The organism is Flavonifractor porci, from assembly GCF_037572415.1.
Classification (GTDB): domain Bacteria; phylum Bacillota; class Clostridia; order Oscillospirales; family Oscillospiraceae; genus Flavonifractor; species Flavonifractor porci.
The window spans coordinates 13,930-30,721 of sequence record NZ_JBBHLB010000015.1 but is presented as its reverse complement, the minus strand read 5'-3'; the positions used below and the strand labels follow the sequence as shown (position 1 = coordinate 30,721).

At 62.7% G+C, this 16,792-nt stretch carries 12 protein-coding genes and 1 tRNA gene; 4 read left to right on the top strand and 9 right to left on the bottom strand.

Annotation, left to right across the window (positions count from 1 at the left end; translation table 11 throughout):
- Positions 1-25: 25 nt before the first annotated feature.
- The 3 genes from thpR to WHJ28_RS12510 all read right to left on the bottom strand — a co-directional run bounded on the left by thpR (position 26) and on the right by WHJ28_RS12510 (position 2,737).
- On the bottom strand, positions 26-553 hold the full coding sequence (gene thpR, locus WHJ28_RS12520; RefSeq protein ID WP_340042431.1) for an RNA 2',3'-cyclic phosphodiesterase: 528 nt from the start codon (positions 551-553) through the stop codon (positions 26-28).
- Positions 554-607: 54 nt separating this feature from the next.
- A complete protein-coding gene (locus WHJ28_RS12515) occupies positions 608-1,150 on the bottom strand; it encodes a stage V sporulation T C-terminal domain-containing protein (protein WP_340042430.1) in 543 nt (180 codons plus the stop codon).
- A gap of 150 nt (positions 1,151-1,300) precedes the next feature.
- Complete coding sequence (locus WHJ28_RS12510) at positions 1,301-2,737, bottom strand: 4Fe-4S dicluster domain-containing protein (RefSeq protein ID WP_340042429.1); 1,437 nt, start codon at positions 2,735-2,737, stop codon at positions 1,301-1,303.
- Positions 2,738-2,941: 204 nt separating this feature from the next.
- Here WHJ28_RS12510 and selA point away from each other — a divergent pair, with 204 nt between their 5' ends.
- From selA to WHJ28_RS12490, 4 genes are all read left to right on the top strand, one after another.
- Positions 2,942-4,291, top strand: a complete 1,350-nt coding sequence (gene selA, locus WHJ28_RS12505) for an L-seryl-tRNA(Sec) selenium transferase (RefSeq protein ID WP_340042428.1) — start codon at positions 2,942-2,944, stop codon at positions 4,289-4,291.
- Positions 4,288-5,823, top strand: coding sequence for a selenocysteine-specific translation elongation factor (gene selB / locus WHJ28_RS12500; protein ID WP_340042427.1), 1,536 nt, complete (start codon positions 4,288-4,290; stop codon positions 5,821-5,823). Before selA ends, selB begins: the two co-directional genes overlap by 4 nt.
- 13 nt (positions 5,824-5,836) lie before the next feature.
- Positions 5,837-5,932: transfer RNA gene (locus WHJ28_RS12495), tRNA-Sec, on the top strand.
- A 26-nt stretch (positions 5,933-5,958) separates the two neighbouring features.
- Entirely contained in the window at positions 5,959-6,234 is a 276-nt protein-coding gene (locus WHJ28_RS12490; protein WP_087268876.1) for a GNAT family N-acetyltransferase, read from the top strand.
- An 84-nt stretch (positions 6,235-6,318) separates the two neighbouring features.
- On the opposite strand, the gene WHJ28_RS12485 is transcribed toward WHJ28_RS12490, so the two are convergent.
- The 6 genes from WHJ28_RS12485 to WHJ28_RS12460 all read right to left on the bottom strand — a co-directional run bounded on the left by WHJ28_RS12485 (position 6,319) and on the right by WHJ28_RS12460 (position 16,665).
- On the bottom strand, positions 6,319-6,618 hold the full coding sequence (locus WHJ28_RS12485) for an AtuA-related protein (RefSeq protein ID WP_340042426.1): 300 nt from the start codon (positions 6,616-6,618) through the stop codon (positions 6,319-6,321).
- Positions 6,619-6,644: 26 nt separating this feature from the next.
- The gene (locus WHJ28_RS12480) at positions 6,645-7,991 is read right to left on the bottom strand and encodes an acyclic terpene utilization AtuA family protein (protein WP_340042425.1); all 1,347 of its coding nucleotides are present in this window, start codon (positions 7,989-7,991) and stop codon (positions 6,645-6,647) included.
- 57 nt (positions 7,992-8,048) lie between these two features.
- Positions 8,049-9,491: a M20/M25/M40 family metallo-hydrolase gene (locus WHJ28_RS12475; protein ID WP_340042424.1), complete on the bottom strand. Its 1,443-nt coding sequence runs from the start codon at positions 9,489-9,491 to the stop codon at positions 8,049-8,051.
- A 53-nt stretch (positions 9,492-9,544) separates the two neighbouring features.
- On the bottom strand, positions 9,545-10,930 hold the full coding sequence (locus WHJ28_RS12470) for a sodium:solute symporter family protein (protein ID WP_340042423.1): 1,386 nt from the start codon (positions 10,928-10,930) through the stop codon (positions 9,545-9,547).
- A 356-nt stretch (positions 10,931-11,286) separates the two neighbouring features.
- A complete protein-coding gene (locus WHJ28_RS12465) occupies positions 11,287-12,642 on the bottom strand; it encodes a sigma-54 interaction domain-containing protein (protein WP_340042422.1) in 1,356 nt (451 codons plus the stop codon).
- Between the two features lie 111 nt (positions 12,643-12,753).
- Entirely contained in the window at positions 12,754-16,665 is a 3,912-nt protein-coding gene (locus WHJ28_RS12460) for an S-layer homology domain-containing protein (protein WP_340042421.1), read from the bottom strand.
- Positions 16,666-16,792: the final 127 nt, after the last annotated feature.

Below are 16,792 nucleotides of genomic sequence, written 5' to 3'. Positions count from 1 at the left end.
GCGGGCGGTTTCCGCCCGCTACATATCAAAGTGCCGTCCGGTACAGAGGCAGATAGCGCAGCACGCCGTCCACCCGCTCCGAGGAGAAGAGGGTGAGCCGGTTTACCTTCGTTTCCAGAGGGGGGAACCGTCCCGGGACGGTGAGAGGCTCCAGCCCGGCGGGGGAGCGCACCTTCCGGGCCAGGGTGATGTGAGGGCGGTAGGGGCGTGCCTCCGGGTTAAACCCGGCCTGGCGCAGGGCGTTCTCCAGCTGCCGCTGGGCGGCCATCAGGCCGGGGAGAGGCTCCACCCCCAGCCACCAGATGTCCCCGCCCTTTTTGGAAAAACAGCCCGGAGAGGCGGAGCGGAGGGAAAAGGGGAGAGCGTCCACCTGGTCCAGGGCGGCGGCAGCCGCCTCCGCCCGGTCGGTATTCCCCAGAAAGACCAGCGTGAGATGATAGTTGTCCCGCCGGGTAAAATTGGCCTGCACTCCGGCCTGCTTCAGCGCGGCGGCTCCCCGGTCCAGCGCCTCGTGCCAGACGGTTGGCAGTTCCACGCCCCAAAACAGACGCATAAAGACCGCCTCCTTTGCCCACAGTATAGCAAAGGAGGCGGTCTGTTACAAGGATCAGGGCTCCATGTGGCGGCCCAGGAAGCCGGCAATGGTCTGGACCAGCTTGTACTGAGTCTCGCTGTTCTGCAAGGTCCCATCCGTACCGGCGAAGAGCACGCAGCCCAGCACATCCCCTTCCGAGAGGATGGGGGCGGCGCAGGACACCAGATAGGTGTCGCTGCCCTCGCACACGGGGACGGGAGAGCCGCCATCCTTGTGCTGGTAGATCTGGCGGCCCTCCATGATCTGCTCCAGGGCGGGGGAGATCTGCTTGTCCGCCAGATCCCGCCGTCCGCTGCCGGCCACGGCGATGCAGCTGTCCCGGTCGGTAATGACGGCGATCTCGCCGGTGGTCTTGTTCAGAGTCTCGCACAGATGGCCGGCAAAATCCCCCAATCCGTTCATAAGAGAATATTTTTTGAAGATGACGCCGCCGTCCTTGTCGGTGTAGATCTCCAGGGGGTCGCCCTCCCGGATCCGCATGGTGCGGCGGATCTCCTTGGGGATCACGATGCGCCCCAGATCGTCGATCCGGCGCACGATACCAGTCGCTTTCATGTCGCTTCTCCTCCTGCGGTTTTGGTTACGCCTTTTAGTATCCGCAGGTTTCTTTTGCCTATGCAGTCGAGGCCATGGTTTCATTTGGAAACAGCAAAAAACTCCGGCGGACCGACCCGCAGGTCCGGTCCGCCGGAGCGTGTTTGAATATTACTCGTCAGCAGAGTCGTTCTTCTCCGCGTCGGAGATGGCACCCTCAATGGTGCGGCCCTCGGCCTGCTTGGCGTGGCGGTCCACGTCGCCCTGGTTTCTGGGGGAGCGGATGAGCTGAGCAGGGCCCTGGACACAGCCGCCTTCGCAGGCCATGCCCTCAATGAAGTTAAAGTCGCCGATGCCCTTGGCGACCTTCAGGAAGGCCAGCTTGCAGGCCTCAAAGCCGCTGCAGGGCATGGCTTTGGCTTGGAAGGAGCTGCCCCGCTCCTTCAGAGCCTGGACCACGGCGGCGGACACGCCGCCGCTGTGGGCGAAGGAACGGCCAAAACCACTGGCCTGGTCCAGCTCGGTGTCGTCCAGCTTGGATACGTCGATGTTCCGGGACTCAAACATGGCGTACAGTTCCTCGAAGGTGAGGGCGCTGTCCACCGCCCGCATGGTCTTGCCCAGCTTGACCTCCATCTTCTTGGCCACACAGGGCCCGATGAAGATGACCTTGGCGGAGGGGTCCTTCCGCTTGATGTGCCGGGCGGCCATAATCATGGGAGAGGGAGTCTCGGAGATCAGGTGAGCCTGGTCGGGGAAGTTCTTTTCCACATAGTCCACAAAGGCGGGGCAGCAGGAGGAGGCCAGCATTCCCTTCTCCTCCAGCTCACCGGCCTCGGTCTTGGCGGTCATGTCGGCGCCCAGGGCAACCTCGATCACGTCGTGGAAACCCAGCATCTTCAGACCGGTGACCACCTGGCCCAGATCGGCGGGGGCAAACTGACCGGCGATAGAGGGAGCCACGGCGGCATAGACGTTGAAGCCCCACTTTTCTGCACCCTGGAGCATCTGGATGGCGTCCACGATGAAAGACTTGTCCATAATGGCGCCGAAGGGGCACTGGTAGATGCAGGCGCCGCAGGAGGTACACTTGGCGGGATCGATAAAGGCCTTCTTGTCCTCGCCCATGGAGATGGCGCCAGCCTTACAGCCCCGCTCACAGGGACGGGTCTTCTTTTCAATGGCGCCGTAGGGGCAGGCGGTAATACACTTGCCGCAGGTGATGCACTTCTTGTGGTCGATCTGGGCCTTGTGATCCACAATGGTGATGGCGTCCTTGGGACAGGTGTGGATACAGCGGGTGGCGATACAGCCCCGGCAGGAGGGACCCACGGAGATCTCGGTGACGGGGCACTCGTCGCAGGCGATGTCCAGTACCTCCACCAGGTTGGGGTTGGTCTTGTCGCCGCCCATGGCCACCTTCACACGCTGGGAAATGATGGCCCGTTCCTTATAAATACAACAGCGCATCTTGGCCTCAGGGCCGGGAATCAGTTCCTCGGGGATGTCCAGAATGCCGGTCTGAAGATCGTCATTCCAGGCCAGCCGGGCCACGGAACGCAGCACCTCGTGCTTAAGCTCCTGTACGCTGGTTTCAAATACGCGCATTGGATAACACTCCTTCCAATCATCTTTCCTCTTCCAATTTCACTAACAGCATGATAACCGCAGGGTAAGTAACCTGTCAATTAGAATGTTCCCTTGTCTTATACATATTTTTGCCCCTGTTTCTGAAAACCAAAAAGTTTATGTGCCTGAACGAGGAAAACTGTGGTATACTGCAAGCAACTGTCGTGATAAGGAGGTGACGTTGTGGGCCAATCAGACCTGTCAGTACTGCCCCGGATGGACGCATTGCTGGCCAGCCCGGCCCTGGCGGGCAGCGGCCTGCCCCGCTCCGCCCAGAAGGCGGGGGCAAACCGGGTGCTGGACCAGCTGCGCCATACCCTACGGGCGGGAGGGACTCAGGTGCCCGAGCTGCACATCCTGGCCCAGCAGGCCCGTCAGGCGGCCGAGGAACTGGCCCGGCCCGGCCTGCGCCGGGTGGTCAACGCCACCGGCGTTGCCCTCCACACCAATCTGGGCCGTGCGCCCCTCAGCCGCCGGGCGGCGGAGGCGGTGGCCCAGGCGGCGGAGGGTTACTCCAACCTGGAGTACGACCTGGACGCAGGCAAGCGGGGCAGCCGCACCGGCCGGGTGGAGGAGCTGCTAAAGGAGCTCACCGGGGCGGAGGGGGCCTTTGCGGTGAACAATAACGCGGCGGCGGTGCTGCTCATGCTGTCCGCCCTCACCCCCGGCATGGGAGTGGCCATCTCCCGGGGAGAGCTGGTGGAGATCGGCGGTTCCTTCCGGGTACCCGACGTGATGGCCCGCAGCGGCGCCCGGCTGGTGGAGGTGGGGGCTACCAACAAGACCCGGCTGTCCGACTATGAAGCCGTTTTGAAGAGCGGGGAGGCCCAGGCCCTGCTGAAGGTCCACCCAAGCAACTTCAGAGTGGTGGGCTTCACCCAGAGCGTGGAGGTGGAGGAACTGGCCGCCCTGGCCACCCGATATCAGGTCCCCCTGCTGTGCGACCTGGGCAGCGGGGCGTTGGGCCCCGGCCCCTGGCCTCAGGACTACCCCACTGTGGCGAAGTGGACAGCGGTTGTCGACGTGGTATGCTTCTCCGGGGACAAGCTGCTGGGCGGGCCCCAGGCCGGTATCCTGGTGGGCAGGGGAGAGACCATCCGGCGGCTGAAAACCGATCCCCTGGCCCGTGCCCTGCGGCTGGACAAGCTGTCCCTGGCGGCCCTGGAGGCAACCCTGCTGGACTGGCGGGACGGGGTGCCTGTCCCTGCCCGGGCCATGCTGGAGGCCAAGCCCCAGGACCTGCGGCGAAGGGCGGAGGGACTGGCCGCCCTGATCTTCCCCTTCTGCCCCTGTGAGGCGGTGGAGACCGCCGGAGAGGCGGGGGGCGGCACCATGCCCGGGGAGGAGCTGCCCTCCTGGGCGGTGGCGCTGGAGCCGGCGGAGGAGCTGGAGGCTTTCCTCCGGGGGTGGTCTACCCCCATTTTGGGCCGTATCCATAAAGGGAAACTGCTGCTGGACGTGCGTACCCTGCTGTCGGAGGAGGAAAACATCATCCGGGATGCCTTGGGGGCGTGGAAAGGAGAACGGCCATGATCCTGGGTACCGCGGGCCATGTGGACCACGGCAAGACCGCCCTGGTGAAGGCCCTCACTGGAGTGGACACCGACCGGCTGGCGGAGGAGCGCCGCCGGGGCCTCACCATCGAGCTGGGCTTCGCCCCCCTGACCCTGCCGGGGGGGCAGATGGTGAGCATCGTGGATGTGCCCGGCCATGAAAAGTTTGTGCCCACCATGCTCTCCGGCTGCGCCGGTATGGATCTGGTGGTGCTGGCCATCGCCGCCGACCAGGGACCCATGCCCCAGACCCGGGAGCATCTGGCCATCCTGTCCCTGCTGGGCCTACAGGGGGGAGTCATCGCCCTCACCCGGGCTGATCTGGGCATCAAACCGGGGGTGGAGGAGCAGGTACGCGCCCTGGTGAAAGGCACCTTCCTGGAGAGCGCATCCATCATCCCTACCTCGGCGGTGACGGGGGAGGGGCTTGAGAAATTGAAGAAAGCTTTGGCAAAGTTGGTGGAAGAGACGCCCCCTCTGGAGTGCGGAGGAGACTATCGCCTCCATGTAGACCGGGTCTTTTCGGTGGCGGGCAGCGGCACCGTGGTCACCGGCACTCTCACCGGCGGCTTCCTCCGTCGGGGGGACAGGGTGCGCCTCTGGCCGGGGGATAAAATTGCCCGGGTGCGGGGTCTCCAGAGCCACGGTACCGACCAGGAGGAGCTGACCCCCGGCAGCCGGGCGGCGGTCAATCTGGCGGGAGTGGACCGGGGGGAGGTATCCCGTGGGGACACCCTGGCACCGGCGGACAGGCTTACCCTCACCCAGCGGCTGGATGTGGCCCTGAAGGTACTGCCTCAGGCCCCCTACTCCATTAAAAATAATTCCACCCTTCATCTCCACCACGGCGGACGAGCCATCCTGTGCCGGTGCATCCTGCTGGGCCGGGACAGACTGGAGCCGGGGGAGGAGGGCTTTGCCCAGCTGCGGCTGGACCAGCCTCTGGCCGCTCTGCGGGGGGACCGGTTCGTGGTGCGCTTCTTCTCCCCGGTGGTCACCGTGGGGGGCGGGGTGGTTCTGGACCTGGAGCCGCCCGCCAAGGGGCGGCTGGACCATGCCCGGCTGACCCGGCTGGCCGCCCTGGCGGCGGGGAAGGAATTGCCCCGCCCGGCGGAACCGGTCAGAGAAGCGCCGCCGCCCCCAGCACCAGAAAGCGACCCGGCGCTGGAGAAAAAACTATGCCAGATTTACCGGGCGGCTGGACTGGAGCCCCCCGCCAACGAGGAGGTGGAGCGGTCCTTCCCCGGCCGGGAGGCGGCCTGCCGCCGGGTGGGCCGGACCCTGGCCGACCGGGGTGTGCTCACCCCGCTGTCCCCCAAGGTGCGGGCCTGGGGGGAGAAATGCCTGGAGGCGCAAAACAGGATGAAAGCCCGGTTCGGCACAGGAATGTTCACCCTGGCTCAGGCCAGGGATGAACTGGGGATCTCCCGGAAGTATGCTTTGCTGCTGCTGGAATACTGGGACCGGGTGAGAATCACCCGAAAAATCGGGGAGGGTCGGAGATTTGTGTAACTCCCCGCCATATGGGGGCGGAAGGGTATCTGGTGAGCCCCGCGGTCTTCAAAACCGTTGAGGACGGCGTTCCCGTCCTGGTGTGTTCGATTCGCACCCGCCCTCGCCACTATCAAAATAAAAGGAGGAAGCCCCATGGAATTTCAGAGCAAGCCCGGCCGGCTGTGGGCCGAAAATGAGGAGGGCAAGCTGATCGCCGAGATCACCTTCCCGGAGGACCGGCCCGGCGTGGCCAACATTGACCACACCTTTGTGGATGGCTCCCTTCGGGGCCAGGGGGTGGCGGGCCAGCTGGTGCAGGGGGCCGTGGACCAGATCCGCGGCCGGGACATGAAGGCGGTGGCCACCTGCTCCTATGCGGTCAAGTGGTTTGAGAGCCACCCGGACCAGCGGGATCTGCTGGCGGAGTAACCGAAACAAACATGAGCTGGGCGCGGCAATTTTGCCGCGCCCAGCTCATGTTTTGTGATGGGGAGGGGGGAAAACGGGGAGGGGTCAGATCTCCATATCCAGCAGATAGGAGGACAGGCCCTTGCCGTGCATATCAATGGACAGAGAGCGGGTGACGCCGCCGCCCAGGGCGGCGTACAGCACGAAGTTGAGGGCGTGGATGTTGGGCAGCTCATAGCGGACCACCTCGCCCTGGACCATGCCCTTGAAGTGCTCCTTCACCTTCTCGGCGGTGACTTTCTCCTTGAGCAGGTCGTAGTCCTTGGGGTCGTAGGCGATGAGGGAGATATTGGAGATGTTGCCCTTGTCGCCGGTACGGGAATGTGCGATATCCCAGAGTTTCATGGCGCAGTGCTTCCTTTCTGTTGGACTCAGACCTCGAACAGCTGGGCCTGGGGCTTGACGTCGTGGCGGCTCACCAGAATGGAAGCCACAGACACGATGTCCCGGGTGTGCTTCACGGCGCCGCAGCCGCCGGCGGGACCGTTGGTGTACAAAGCCTCCACCTCGTTGCCGATGAGGTCGGCTTCCGCCTTTGTCTTGGCACGGCCGGCCACCCGGACCCGCACCTCGCTGGGCTCCTGGTTGTACTGGTGATCGGGATTCCAGTACAGGCTGTTGCAGCCGATGAGGTCGAATTTCAGCTCCTCAAACACGTTGGGAGCCACCAGCTCCAGCCGCTCCTTCAGGATCTCCAGAGCCAGCTTGCCCCGGGCCGCGCAGCCGGGGCCGCCGTAGCTGATCTCACCGTCGCCGATGAAGCAGTCCTTGTAGCCGATGGAGCACTTGAAGGTGTCGGTGCGGGGCTTGCCGGTGACGCCCTCCACCCGCACCATGTCCTTGCCGATCTCGGTGAACGTGATGAGCTTGCAGTCTGCCACCACGTCGGGGGTCAGGTAGTTCTCCGGGTCGTGGATCTCGTAGCAGATCTGCTCGGAGCAGGTCTCCACGGTGACCATGCCGCCGGCCTCAGGCACCTTGGTAACGAAGAAGGAGCCGTCCTCACAGGCCTCGATGATGGGGAAGCCCAGGTGGCCCAGGCCGGGCACGTCCTTCTTGCCGGGCTCGGCAAAGTAGCCGCCGGTGACCTGGCCGCCGCACTCCAGCAGGTGGCCCATGATGGTGCCCTTGCCCAGCCTGTCCCAGTCGTCCAGGGACCAGCCGAACTCGTGGATCATGGGGGCCATGAAGATGGCGGGGTCGGCCACACGGCCGGTGATCACCACATCGGCCCCCATGTCCAGGGCCTTCAGGATGCCCTCCACCCCCATGTAGGCGTTGGCGGAGACGATCTCGCCGGGCAGCTCCTTCAGGGGCTTGTGATTCTCCCACACCTCGGCGTCCATGTACTTGTCGATCACGGGCAGCAGGTCGTCGCCGGTGACGCAGGCGATCTTCATGCCGGTGAGACCGTGCTTGCGGGCGATCTCCACGCACTTCTGAGCGGCGGCCTGGGGGTTGGCCGCGCCCATGTTGGTGATGAGCTTGACCTTGTGCTTCCAGCACAGGGGAAGGGCCTTCTCCATGCGGTGCTCCAACAGGCTGTTGTAGCCCTTGGAGGGGTCCTTCAGCTTGGCCTGCTGGCCGATGGCGATGGTGCGCTCGGCCAGGCATTCATAGCTGATGTAGTCCAGATTGCCCTTCTCGATCAGCTCCAGAGAGGGCTCCAGCCGGTCGCCGGCATAGCCGGCGCCGCTGCCAATGCGGATGCTTTTCATAGTAATTGCTCCTTACCTGCTGCAAAATCGCGTCAAAATGGGGGACAGACGGTGGGATCAGACCCGCCGCAGAATCTCCACCAGGCAGCGATAGCAGCGGTCAAACGAGGCCAGATCCAGCTTCTCGTCGGGGGTATGGGCCTGATAATGGGTGGCCACCAGCAGGATCATATCCAGCCAGGGCATATTGCGCAGGAAGAAGCCGATCTCGTTGCCGTAGTGGGCGCCGATGGGGCGGATGTGTTCGCCGTTCTGCTCAAACCACACCTCATCGAACACGTTGTAGAAGGGGGTGTTGGCCTCCACATTGTGGCCGTAGAAGTAGTTTTCCACCTCATATTCCACATCGAAGAGCTGGGCCAGCAGCCGGCTCTGCTCGTCCATATCCAGCATCTTGGAGGTGATGGCGCTGGTGGGCCGGTAGAACCAGGTGATGGAGTCGTCGCTGGTTTCGATGGTCTCCAGGCTGAAGGAGGAGATGGGCAGGCCGGGGAACACCAGGCTGGTGTCCACCAGACCGGCGGGGAGCAGATGGAGCAGGGTGATTACCTTGTCCGTGACCTCCTCCGGCATGGCGGGGGCGCTGTGGGCCTGCTGGCTCAGGGTGAGGGTCATGTTGGGGTCGCTTTCCTTGTGCTCGAACCTGACCTCATCCAGCACCCGGCGGGCGATCTCTTCCGCCTTGGCCATATGCTCGGGAGCCAGGGCAATGCGGGCGGTGCAGTCCACCGGAATGGTGGTCACGCTGCCGCCGTCCAGGCTCACCAGGCGGCAGGGCACCTCTTTGCGGATGTAGTAGACAATGCGGACCGCCGTCTTGATGGCGTTGGCCAGCTGCCGCTCCTGGAACTGAACGTGAGCGCCGGTCAGGCCGTGGACCCGGATGGACAGCTCCGTGGCTCCCTCCAGCGCCTCCCGCTGGAAGCGCTTGGTGAAGCGGGCGTTGGCGGCGCCGGCGGCGATGAGCAGGCTGGTGCCCTCCAGGTTGCCGTCCATGCTGACATACTTACGGGCCTTCAGCTGGGAGCAGTCGAACTTCTGCACACCGTACAGGCCGGGCTCCTCCGCGGTGGTAAAGACGCATTCCAGCTCCGGGTGCTCCAGGGTCTTGTCCTGGAGAATGGCCAGCATATAGGCCACGGCCACGCCGTCGTCGGAGCCGCAGGTGGTCTCCTCCGCCATCAGGAAGCCGTCGTCGGTGACCTTCAGCTTGAGACCTTCGTTTTCAAAGTCAAAGGTGCTGCCCGGGCGCTTGTTCCAGATCATGTCCATGTGGCCCTGGAGCATGACCACCTCGTGGTCCTCGTATCCGGGGGTGGCGGGCTTGCGCACCACCACATTGTTGGCGCTGTCCCGGGTATACTCCAGGCCCAGGTCCTTGGCGAAGTTACACACAAAGTCGGCGATCTTCTCTTCCTTGAAGCTGCCCCGGGGAATGGCGGAAATATCTTCAAACAGCTTGGCGTAGGGCTTGCCGGTATGATCGAGTACATATTTCATAGGTGACAATCCTTTCTTTACAACTCAGCGGTTTCGTGATAGAGCGGGACGGATCAGTTCTTCTCGATGGAAGGGCCGGCGGTCAGCTTGCATACCACAAAGCCCACCAGAGAGGAGACGGGCAGAATGATATAGACCGGGTGCCAGGAGGCGCTCATACCGGTGATGACCCAGATGATGCCCACCAGGATACCGGAGACGATGCTCCAGCCGGCGGCCTTGGCGTTCATGCGCTTCCAGAACATACCGGCGACCAGAGCGAAGAACATGGGGCCGGTGACGCAGGCGATGAGCACGGTGACCAGCTCGTTGAGGAAGGACTGCTGAATCATAAAGGTGGGGATGATGGTGATAAAGCCGTAGACAAAGGCGATGAGGCGGGTGTAGGTCAGCTGAGTGCGCTCGGAGACCTGCTTCTTCTCATACACAGGCAGCAGCAGCTGACGGATGATGGTGCAGATGGCCAGCAGCTGACCGGCCAGGGTGCAGATGACGATGAGGGCGATGGACGCGAAGATGAGGGCGGTGAGCCAGCCGGGGCAGTAGGTGTTAATGACGGTGGCAAAGGCCAGGGAGCTGCTGCCGCCCACGTCCAGGTTCATGGCGATGCACACCATGCCCAGCAGAGCGCAGATGAAGCCGCAGGGCAGGTTGAGGATGGCACCGAAGAAAATGCCCTTCTTGGCGGCGGCGTCGTCCTTGGCGATGAGGGAGGGCTGGATAGCGGCCTGCATGGTGAGGAAGGCCACAAAGCAGGTCAAAAACCAGCTGAACCAGGTCTTGGCGGGCATGGTGAACAGATCAAAATAGCTGGCGTCCAGGGTGTTGGTCAGGGTGGCGAAGCCGCCGGTCTGATTCATCACCAGCACCAGGCCGATGGCCATGGCGGCGTACATCAGGATGCAGCCCACCTTGCTGACGTAGTTGGCGCCGCTGACGCCGGATACCACGGTGTAGGAAATGGCCAGCGCCAGGCCGATGACGCAGGCCCAGGTCAGGTCCAGAGAGGGGATGATGGTACGGAACACGGTGGTCACGGTAAAGAGCTGAATGGGGATGTAGATGAAGCCCATGATCAGATAGGCATAGGAGTACAGGTTGCTGATGCCGGAGGAATAGCGGTTTTTCATGAAGTTGGAGATGGTGTCCTCTGTGATATACTTGCGCAGGTGCGTGATGAAGAACATGGACAGGATCATGGCCACGGTACCGGCGATGCTGTACCAGGCGCCGCCAACGCCCAGGGTATAGCCGTTCTGGGCCGCGCCGATGGTGGAGGTGCCGCCGATCTGGAATGTGACCAGCAGGATGCCGACGGTGACCCAGTTCAGGTTCTTGCCGCCGTTTGCCCACTGGGCGGCGCTCTTTACCTTTCTGCCTGCCAGAATGCCGATGAGACAGATGACGCCGATCAGGATAAACATTAACGCTGCTCTCATAGTCTACCTCCCGAAAATCGTATGTTGTGGGTTTGGTCCGCTGCCTGACCACGGGCGTGTATCCCTCATGTCACACAACCAACTTGAAAACGCCGGTGGGCAGCAGATGTCTGTGTACACACCCAGAATAAGAGCAAGCGAGATGCCAAAATGACGCCGGAGGGGATTAAAGCCGGAAAAGCCGCTGGCCGTAAGATTTTTCTCCCCCCGGCACGGGGCTGCGCTTTTGTAAGGATTCTAAAAAAGTAGAATTTACGAAAGGAATTGGGGCAAGAGGGGAGAAAAAACCAGATGGCGCAAGGCATTCTAAAATACTGGAATAAAATTCTTGAATTTTAGAATCATGGCCGGCGGAGTCAGTCGTCCGGGGAGGAGAGTTTGTTGTACAGGGTGGCCAGGGAGATGCCCAGTTCCCGGGCGGTCTTTTTCTTGCCCTCCAGGGAGGGACCGTTGTGCTCCAGCAGGTCCAGGATGACCTGCTTTTCAAAGGCTCTGGTGCGCTGTGCCAGGGTGAGGGTGGACTGGGTGGCGGCTCCCCGGCGCAGGTCCATGGGGAAGGATTCGCTGGTGATCACCCCGGAGGGGGTGAGGTAGGCGGAGAACTCCAGCACGTTGCGCAGCTCCCGCACGTTGCCCGGCCAGCTGTGGGCCTGGAGGCAGGCCACCGCGTCCTCGGTGAGCCGGAAGGGGCGGCGCAGCTTGTGGGAGAAATCCTCCAGAATGGCCTGGGCCAGGGTGGGGATGTCACCCGGACGCTCCCGCAGAGGCGGGATGTGGAGAGGAAAGGTGCTCAGCCGGTAGTACAGATCCTTGCGGAACTTGCCGGTGGCCACATAGGCGGGCAGATCGGCGTTGCAGGCGGCTACCACCCGCACATCCACCTGTACCTCTTTGATGCCGCCCACCGGGCGGATGGTGTGCTCCTGAAGGGCCCGCAGCAGCTTGGCCTGGAGGCCTATGTCCATCTCAGAGATCTCGTCCAGAAAGAGGGTGCCGCCGGAGGCCGCCTCGAAGAGGCCCATCTTGCCGCCCCGCTTGGCGCCGGTAAAGGCCCCCTCGGCGTAGCCGAAGAGCTCGGATTCCAGCATATTGGCGTTAAAGTTGGAGCAGTTGATGGCCACAAAGACCCCGTCCCGGCGGGGGCTGGCGTTGTGGATGGCCTGGGCGTACAGCTCCTTGCCGGTGCCGCTCTCGCTCTCCAGAAGTACGGTGGCATCGGTGACGGCGATGCGCTGGGCCAGGTCCTTGACCTGGGCCACCGCCGGAGTGACCGCCACGATATCGTCAAAGGTGTACCGGGCGCCGTTGGCTTTGCTGATGCTGTGCAGTACCTGCCGGCTCCGGGCCTCCACCGCCTCCAGTTCGTCTCTGGTCTGGTACGCGTCCTCCAGGAAGGTAACTATACTGAGTCCGCCCACCAGAGTGTCCCCCTCGTAGATGGGGTAGAGGTTGACGAAGTAGAAGTCCTTGATCTCCTGACGGGTGATATGGAGGATGGGCTTGCCCGCCTGGAGTACGTCGGGCAGCCGGGCGCCGGGGCGCAGATCCCGCAGGTATCTGCCCTCCACCGACTCCAGAGGTTCCCCCGATTCCTTGCGAAGAAACTCCAGATAGGCCTGATTGCAGAAAACCAGCCGCCCTTCGGTGTCGATGATGGTGATGCCCTCCCGCATGGCGTCAAAGGTGGCTCGGGCGGCTGCATTGAGTTCCATGATGGTCCCTCCCAGGTTTTGTTACTGTAGATTATACCCGGTTTGTCAATCGGGGGGAAGAAAAAGAGGGGGCGCTCCAGGATGGAGCGCCCCCTCAGGGAAAGAAAAGAATCAGGTGAGATCGGCGGCGGAGAAATTCATCAGGATCTGCGCCACCTCGGCCCGGGTGGCGGAACCCTGCGGATTGAGGGTATTGCCGCCCACGCCGTTGATGATGCCCTTCATGGTGCACCAGCACATGGCCTCATAGGCCCAGGCGGACACCTGATCGGCATCGGCATAGTCCAGGGGGAAGGCCCAGGCGCCCTGGAACCCGCCGCCGGTGTACTGTACATAGCGGTACAGGACCGTGGCCAGCTGCTCACGGGTCATGGTGTCGTCGGGAGCAAAGACGCTGTCGCTGTAGCCGGTGACAATGCCCTTCTCACTGGCCCAGGCCACGGCGTCGGTATACCAGCTGCCGGCGGCCACATCGGAGAAGGCCGGAGCGGCCTCAGGCTCCGGGGAGCCGGCCAGCCGCCACAGGATGGTGACCACCATGGCCCGGTTGGTGGTCATGAGGGGAGCGAAGGTGGTGGTGGTGGTGCCGTCCATCAGCTTGTTATCGTAGACGTACTTGGCAGCCTCAAAGAACCAGTCGCCGGTCTTTACGTCGGTGAAGGGCAGGCCGGTGTCCACGGGAGCGTCGTCCTTGACGAAGGAGGCCTTTACGGTGACAGCGGAGGCGGGCATGGTGAAGGTATACTTGCCGTTGCCCTTGTCGGTCAGCTTTACCTCTTTGCCGTTTTTGTCGATGACGGTAAGGGTATCCAGCTTATAGCCCTCATCGGCCTTCGCGGTCAGGGTGATGGTGAGGCCCTTGGAGGCGCGGGTGCGGCTGGCGGTCACAGAGCCGTTGTCGGCGCTCTTTACCGTGATGGCGTAGGTGGTGGTGGGCACGCTGCCGCTGTCTGCCGCTTCCAGCGCCAGCTTGGCAGCATACAGGTCCCTGGCGGCCTGATCAATGACCGCCTGGGCGGTCTGAGCGGCCAGCTCGGTATCAAAGCTCTGGCTGCCGGTGCTGGCTACCTTCCGGGCGGCGGTCAGGGCGTTCTGGAGGGCAGTCCAGCTGGTGCTGGTATAGTCTGCTTCCTTCAGCCCGGACAGGTCGGCAATGAGGGTCTCCAGACCGGTGACGGAAGTGGTGTAGGTGTACCCCTCCTCAGTGATGACCTGGCGGTAGAACTGGAAGGGAACGGCGGAAGTGCTCACATAGTGCTGGGAGCTGCCATTCTCGTGAGCCAGATAGAGAGTCTGGTCATCCACCACACGGCTAACGGTATAGGAGCCGGCGGAGCCGTCCACCGGGGCAACGGTCAGCGCCTGGGTCGTATCAGTGACAGGTACCTTGCTGCCCACGTTGGTGGCAGCGTTCAGGTTGAGGTAGCGGCCATCGGTCTCACAGCTCTGGATGGCATAGCCATTTTCAGCGTCGCCGGTAACGGTCCAGGTTTGACGGGTGACGGCATAACCGCTGTCCAGCTTCAGCAGGCCGCCGGAGGCGGAACCGGTCACATGATCGCTGGTGGTGCTGCCGCTGGCGTGGTACAGGATTCGGCTGCTGCCGGTGTGGAAGATGGCGTAAATGCTGCCGGAGTCGATGCCGTCGGTATCCAGTTCATAAGTGGTGGAGGCCTCATGATAGGTCTTCTCCACCGCGTCGGTGTACCGGTCGGGCAGGATGATGCCGTCCTCGCCCTGGACCGCCACGTCGGCGGAGGCGGTGCGGGTGATGCCGCTGGAGGAGACCGAGGCGGTGATGGTGGCGGAGCCGGGGGCTTTGGCGGTGACTACGCCGCCGTCCACGGTGACCGCGTCGGGGTTGCTGGAGGTCCAGCGCACCTCCCCATCAGCGGGGGTGTAGGTGGGGGTGAGGGTGGCGGTCTCGCCCACCTTCAGATCCACCACGGTCTGATCCAGAGAGATGGAGGGCAGATCGGATACGCCGCTGAGCAGGAACCAGCTCTCGCCCAACAGGTCGTTTACGTCCAGCGCCACATAGCCGATGGTGTTGGTATCAGGGGCATACTCATAAAGCAGGCCGAAGGTATCCAGCTGGGACAGCTGGGTCAGGCAGGAGTAGGAATAGCCGCCGCTGAAGCGGGTGGTGTCGTCGTTGAGCCACTGCACGGTGTTGTTTTCGTCCACATAGCCGATGCGGACCACGCCGTCGGTGCGGTTACCAGAGGAACCCTTGGGATAGGAAGCCAAGATCAGGTTTTTATAGACTGTGTTATCCGGACCTACCAGGATGCCGTCCAGATTAATAAAGGATACCATACAGTTGGAGGTGTAGGCCAGAGCGGTGTCCTTTTGGCAGGTGCCCCAGGTAACGCCGCCATCGGTGGAGTCGGCGTAGCTGATGGAGCCGATGGTGTTGCGGGAGTACATCCGCAGGGTGCCGTCAGGCAGCAGGACCACCTGGGACTCGCTGGTCTTGCCCACGCCGTTCAGGCTGCCGTTGTGCTGGCCCCGGATCCAGGTCTTGCCGCCGTCGTCGGAGTAGATGACGCTGGCCAGCTCCTTGCCGGTAGCGTTGTCATACAGGGGGAACACCAGCCGCTCCTTGCCCTCATACCGGAAGGACAGGCCCCGGCCGGGGCACACGCCGGTAAAGGCCTCGTTCTCAGCCAGTTTGATGTCCAGGAACTGGGGGTCGCTCCATACCAGGCCGCTCTCGGTGACAGTGGCGGAGCGGTGCATGATATAGAACACAGGGTAGGCCTTCCACTCGGAGTTGCGGTAGAACAGGTTGCTTTGTACCGCGTCGGAGCTGCTCAGCTGGAGGCACAGATCGGGGGTGATGACGCCGTCCTCTTCCGTATATATGTTCAGCCAGGCATCTACCCAGACGCCGGTCCGGCTGTCGTCCTCAGCCTTGCAGATGGGATAGAGGGTGATGGTCTCGCCGTCGACCGACTGCTCCACACCGGCCCCGGCGTTGTTGACGTCCGCATAGTAAGTGTAGTCGGACACGGTGCGGGAGGTATCGCGTCCGGCAGTACCGTGAGTCACCAGCAGGCGGCCCTGCTCGTCAAAGCCGGAACTCTCCCAGCCCATTTTGTTGCCGTACATAAGACCCACATAGGACGGGCAGGCGTCCACCACCATGTGGACGGTGCCATCCTCGGCCTGGAGGATGGAGGGGTCAATGAAGGAGGCGCTGGTCTGGCCGGTAGCATTGTCGGCCATATCGTCATAGTAGTTTACCACTTCCCAGTCCCAGGTCTGGCCGCCGTCCTTGGAGAGGCTGACGATGGTGTCCAGGTTCTGGGGAGAGTCGCCGACGGTGCGCCAGCGGATGTCGGAGCCCGCCACGATCCAGCCGTTGTCCAGGGTAATGAGGGCGGGGATGCGGAAGTACTGGCTGTCGGTGTCCTCCTTCACAAAGGGCTGGCCGTTGCTGGTACCGGAGTCGGCGCCGGGAGCCATGTCGGGCGCCACCTCGGCCTGCTTGTAGAGGCGGAAGCCATAGGCGGTCTCGCTGGAGAAGAAGTTGCCGCTTCCGTTGTAGGAAAGAGACTGTCCGCTGCTTTGGGTGAAGGAGTACAGCCCGGTCTCCTCAGTAAAGTTGATGGTCAGGACCACCGGATCGGCAGAGGTATTGACGTTGGTGGCGCTGGCGTTGGTCAGATCCAGGTACCGGCCGCTGTCCACGCTGCGGACGGTGTAGCCGTTGTCCAGAGCAGTGATGGTCCACAGCTGGCGGGAGGCATCAAACTTGCCGTTCAGGGTCAACTGATCGTTGCTGACCGAAGCCTGGACCTTGTCAGTCATGCCGTTGCCGGTGTGGTAAAGAATGCGGTCATTGCTGTAAGAACCTTCATTGGTGTAAATGGCGTATACCGCGCCCGAGTCCACCCCATTGGTGTCCTGAAGATACTGATAGGCGGTGGGCAGGGCGGCCAGAGCCGCCGGCATGAGCCCGGCCAACAGGGAGAGGCTCATGAACAGCGACAACAGGCGTTTCCAGGTGTGTTTCACATTGATCCTTCCTTTCGTTTCATCAGATGGTGCGGAGCGGTACTTGACGCCGGGTGGGGCGGACGTCAAAGAGATGGAAATATTATACCATCGAGGAAAATATTTTTCATTGCACGGAAGTGCAAAA

Bases quoted from the DNA above. Each gene is read 5' to 3' on its own strand.
- WHJ28_RS12515 (WP_340042430.1), bottom strand. From the start codon at position 1,150: ATGAAAGCGACTGGTATCGTGCGCCGGATCGACGATCTGGGGCGCATC.
- WHJ28_RS12485 (WP_340042426.1), bottom strand. From the start codon at position 6,618: ATGAAACTCTGGGATATCGCACATTCCCGTACCGGCGACAAGGGCAAC.
- WHJ28_RS12490 (WP_087268876.1), top strand. From the start codon at position 5,959: ATGGAATTTCAGAGCAAGCCCGGCCGGCTGTGGGCCGAAAATGAGGAG.
- thpR (WP_340042431.1), bottom strand. From the start codon at position 553: ATGCGTCTGTTTTGGGGCGTGGAACTGCCAACCGTCTGGCACGAGGCG.
- WHJ28_RS12465 (WP_340042422.1), bottom strand. From the start codon at position 12,642: ATGGAACTCAATGCAGCCGCCCGAGCCACCTTTGACGCCATGCGGGAG.
- WHJ28_RS12475 (WP_340042424.1), bottom strand. From the start codon at position 9,491: ATGAAATATGTACTCGATCATACCGGCAAGCCCTACGCCAAGCTGTTT.
- selB (WP_340042427.1), top strand. From the start codon at position 4,288: ATGATCCTGGGTACCGCGGGCCATGTGGACCACGGCAAGACCGCCCTG.
- WHJ28_RS12470 (WP_340042423.1), bottom strand. From the start codon at position 10,930: ATGAGAGCAGCGTTAATGTTTATCCTGATCGGCGTCATCTGTCTCATC.
- WHJ28_RS12510 (WP_340042429.1), bottom strand. From the start codon at position 2,737: ATGCGCGTATTTGAAACCAGCGTACAGGAGCTTAAGCACGAGGTGCTG.
- WHJ28_RS12480 (WP_340042425.1), bottom strand. From the start codon at position 7,991: ATGAAAAGCATCCGCATTGGCAGCGGCGCCGGCTATGCCGGCGACCGG.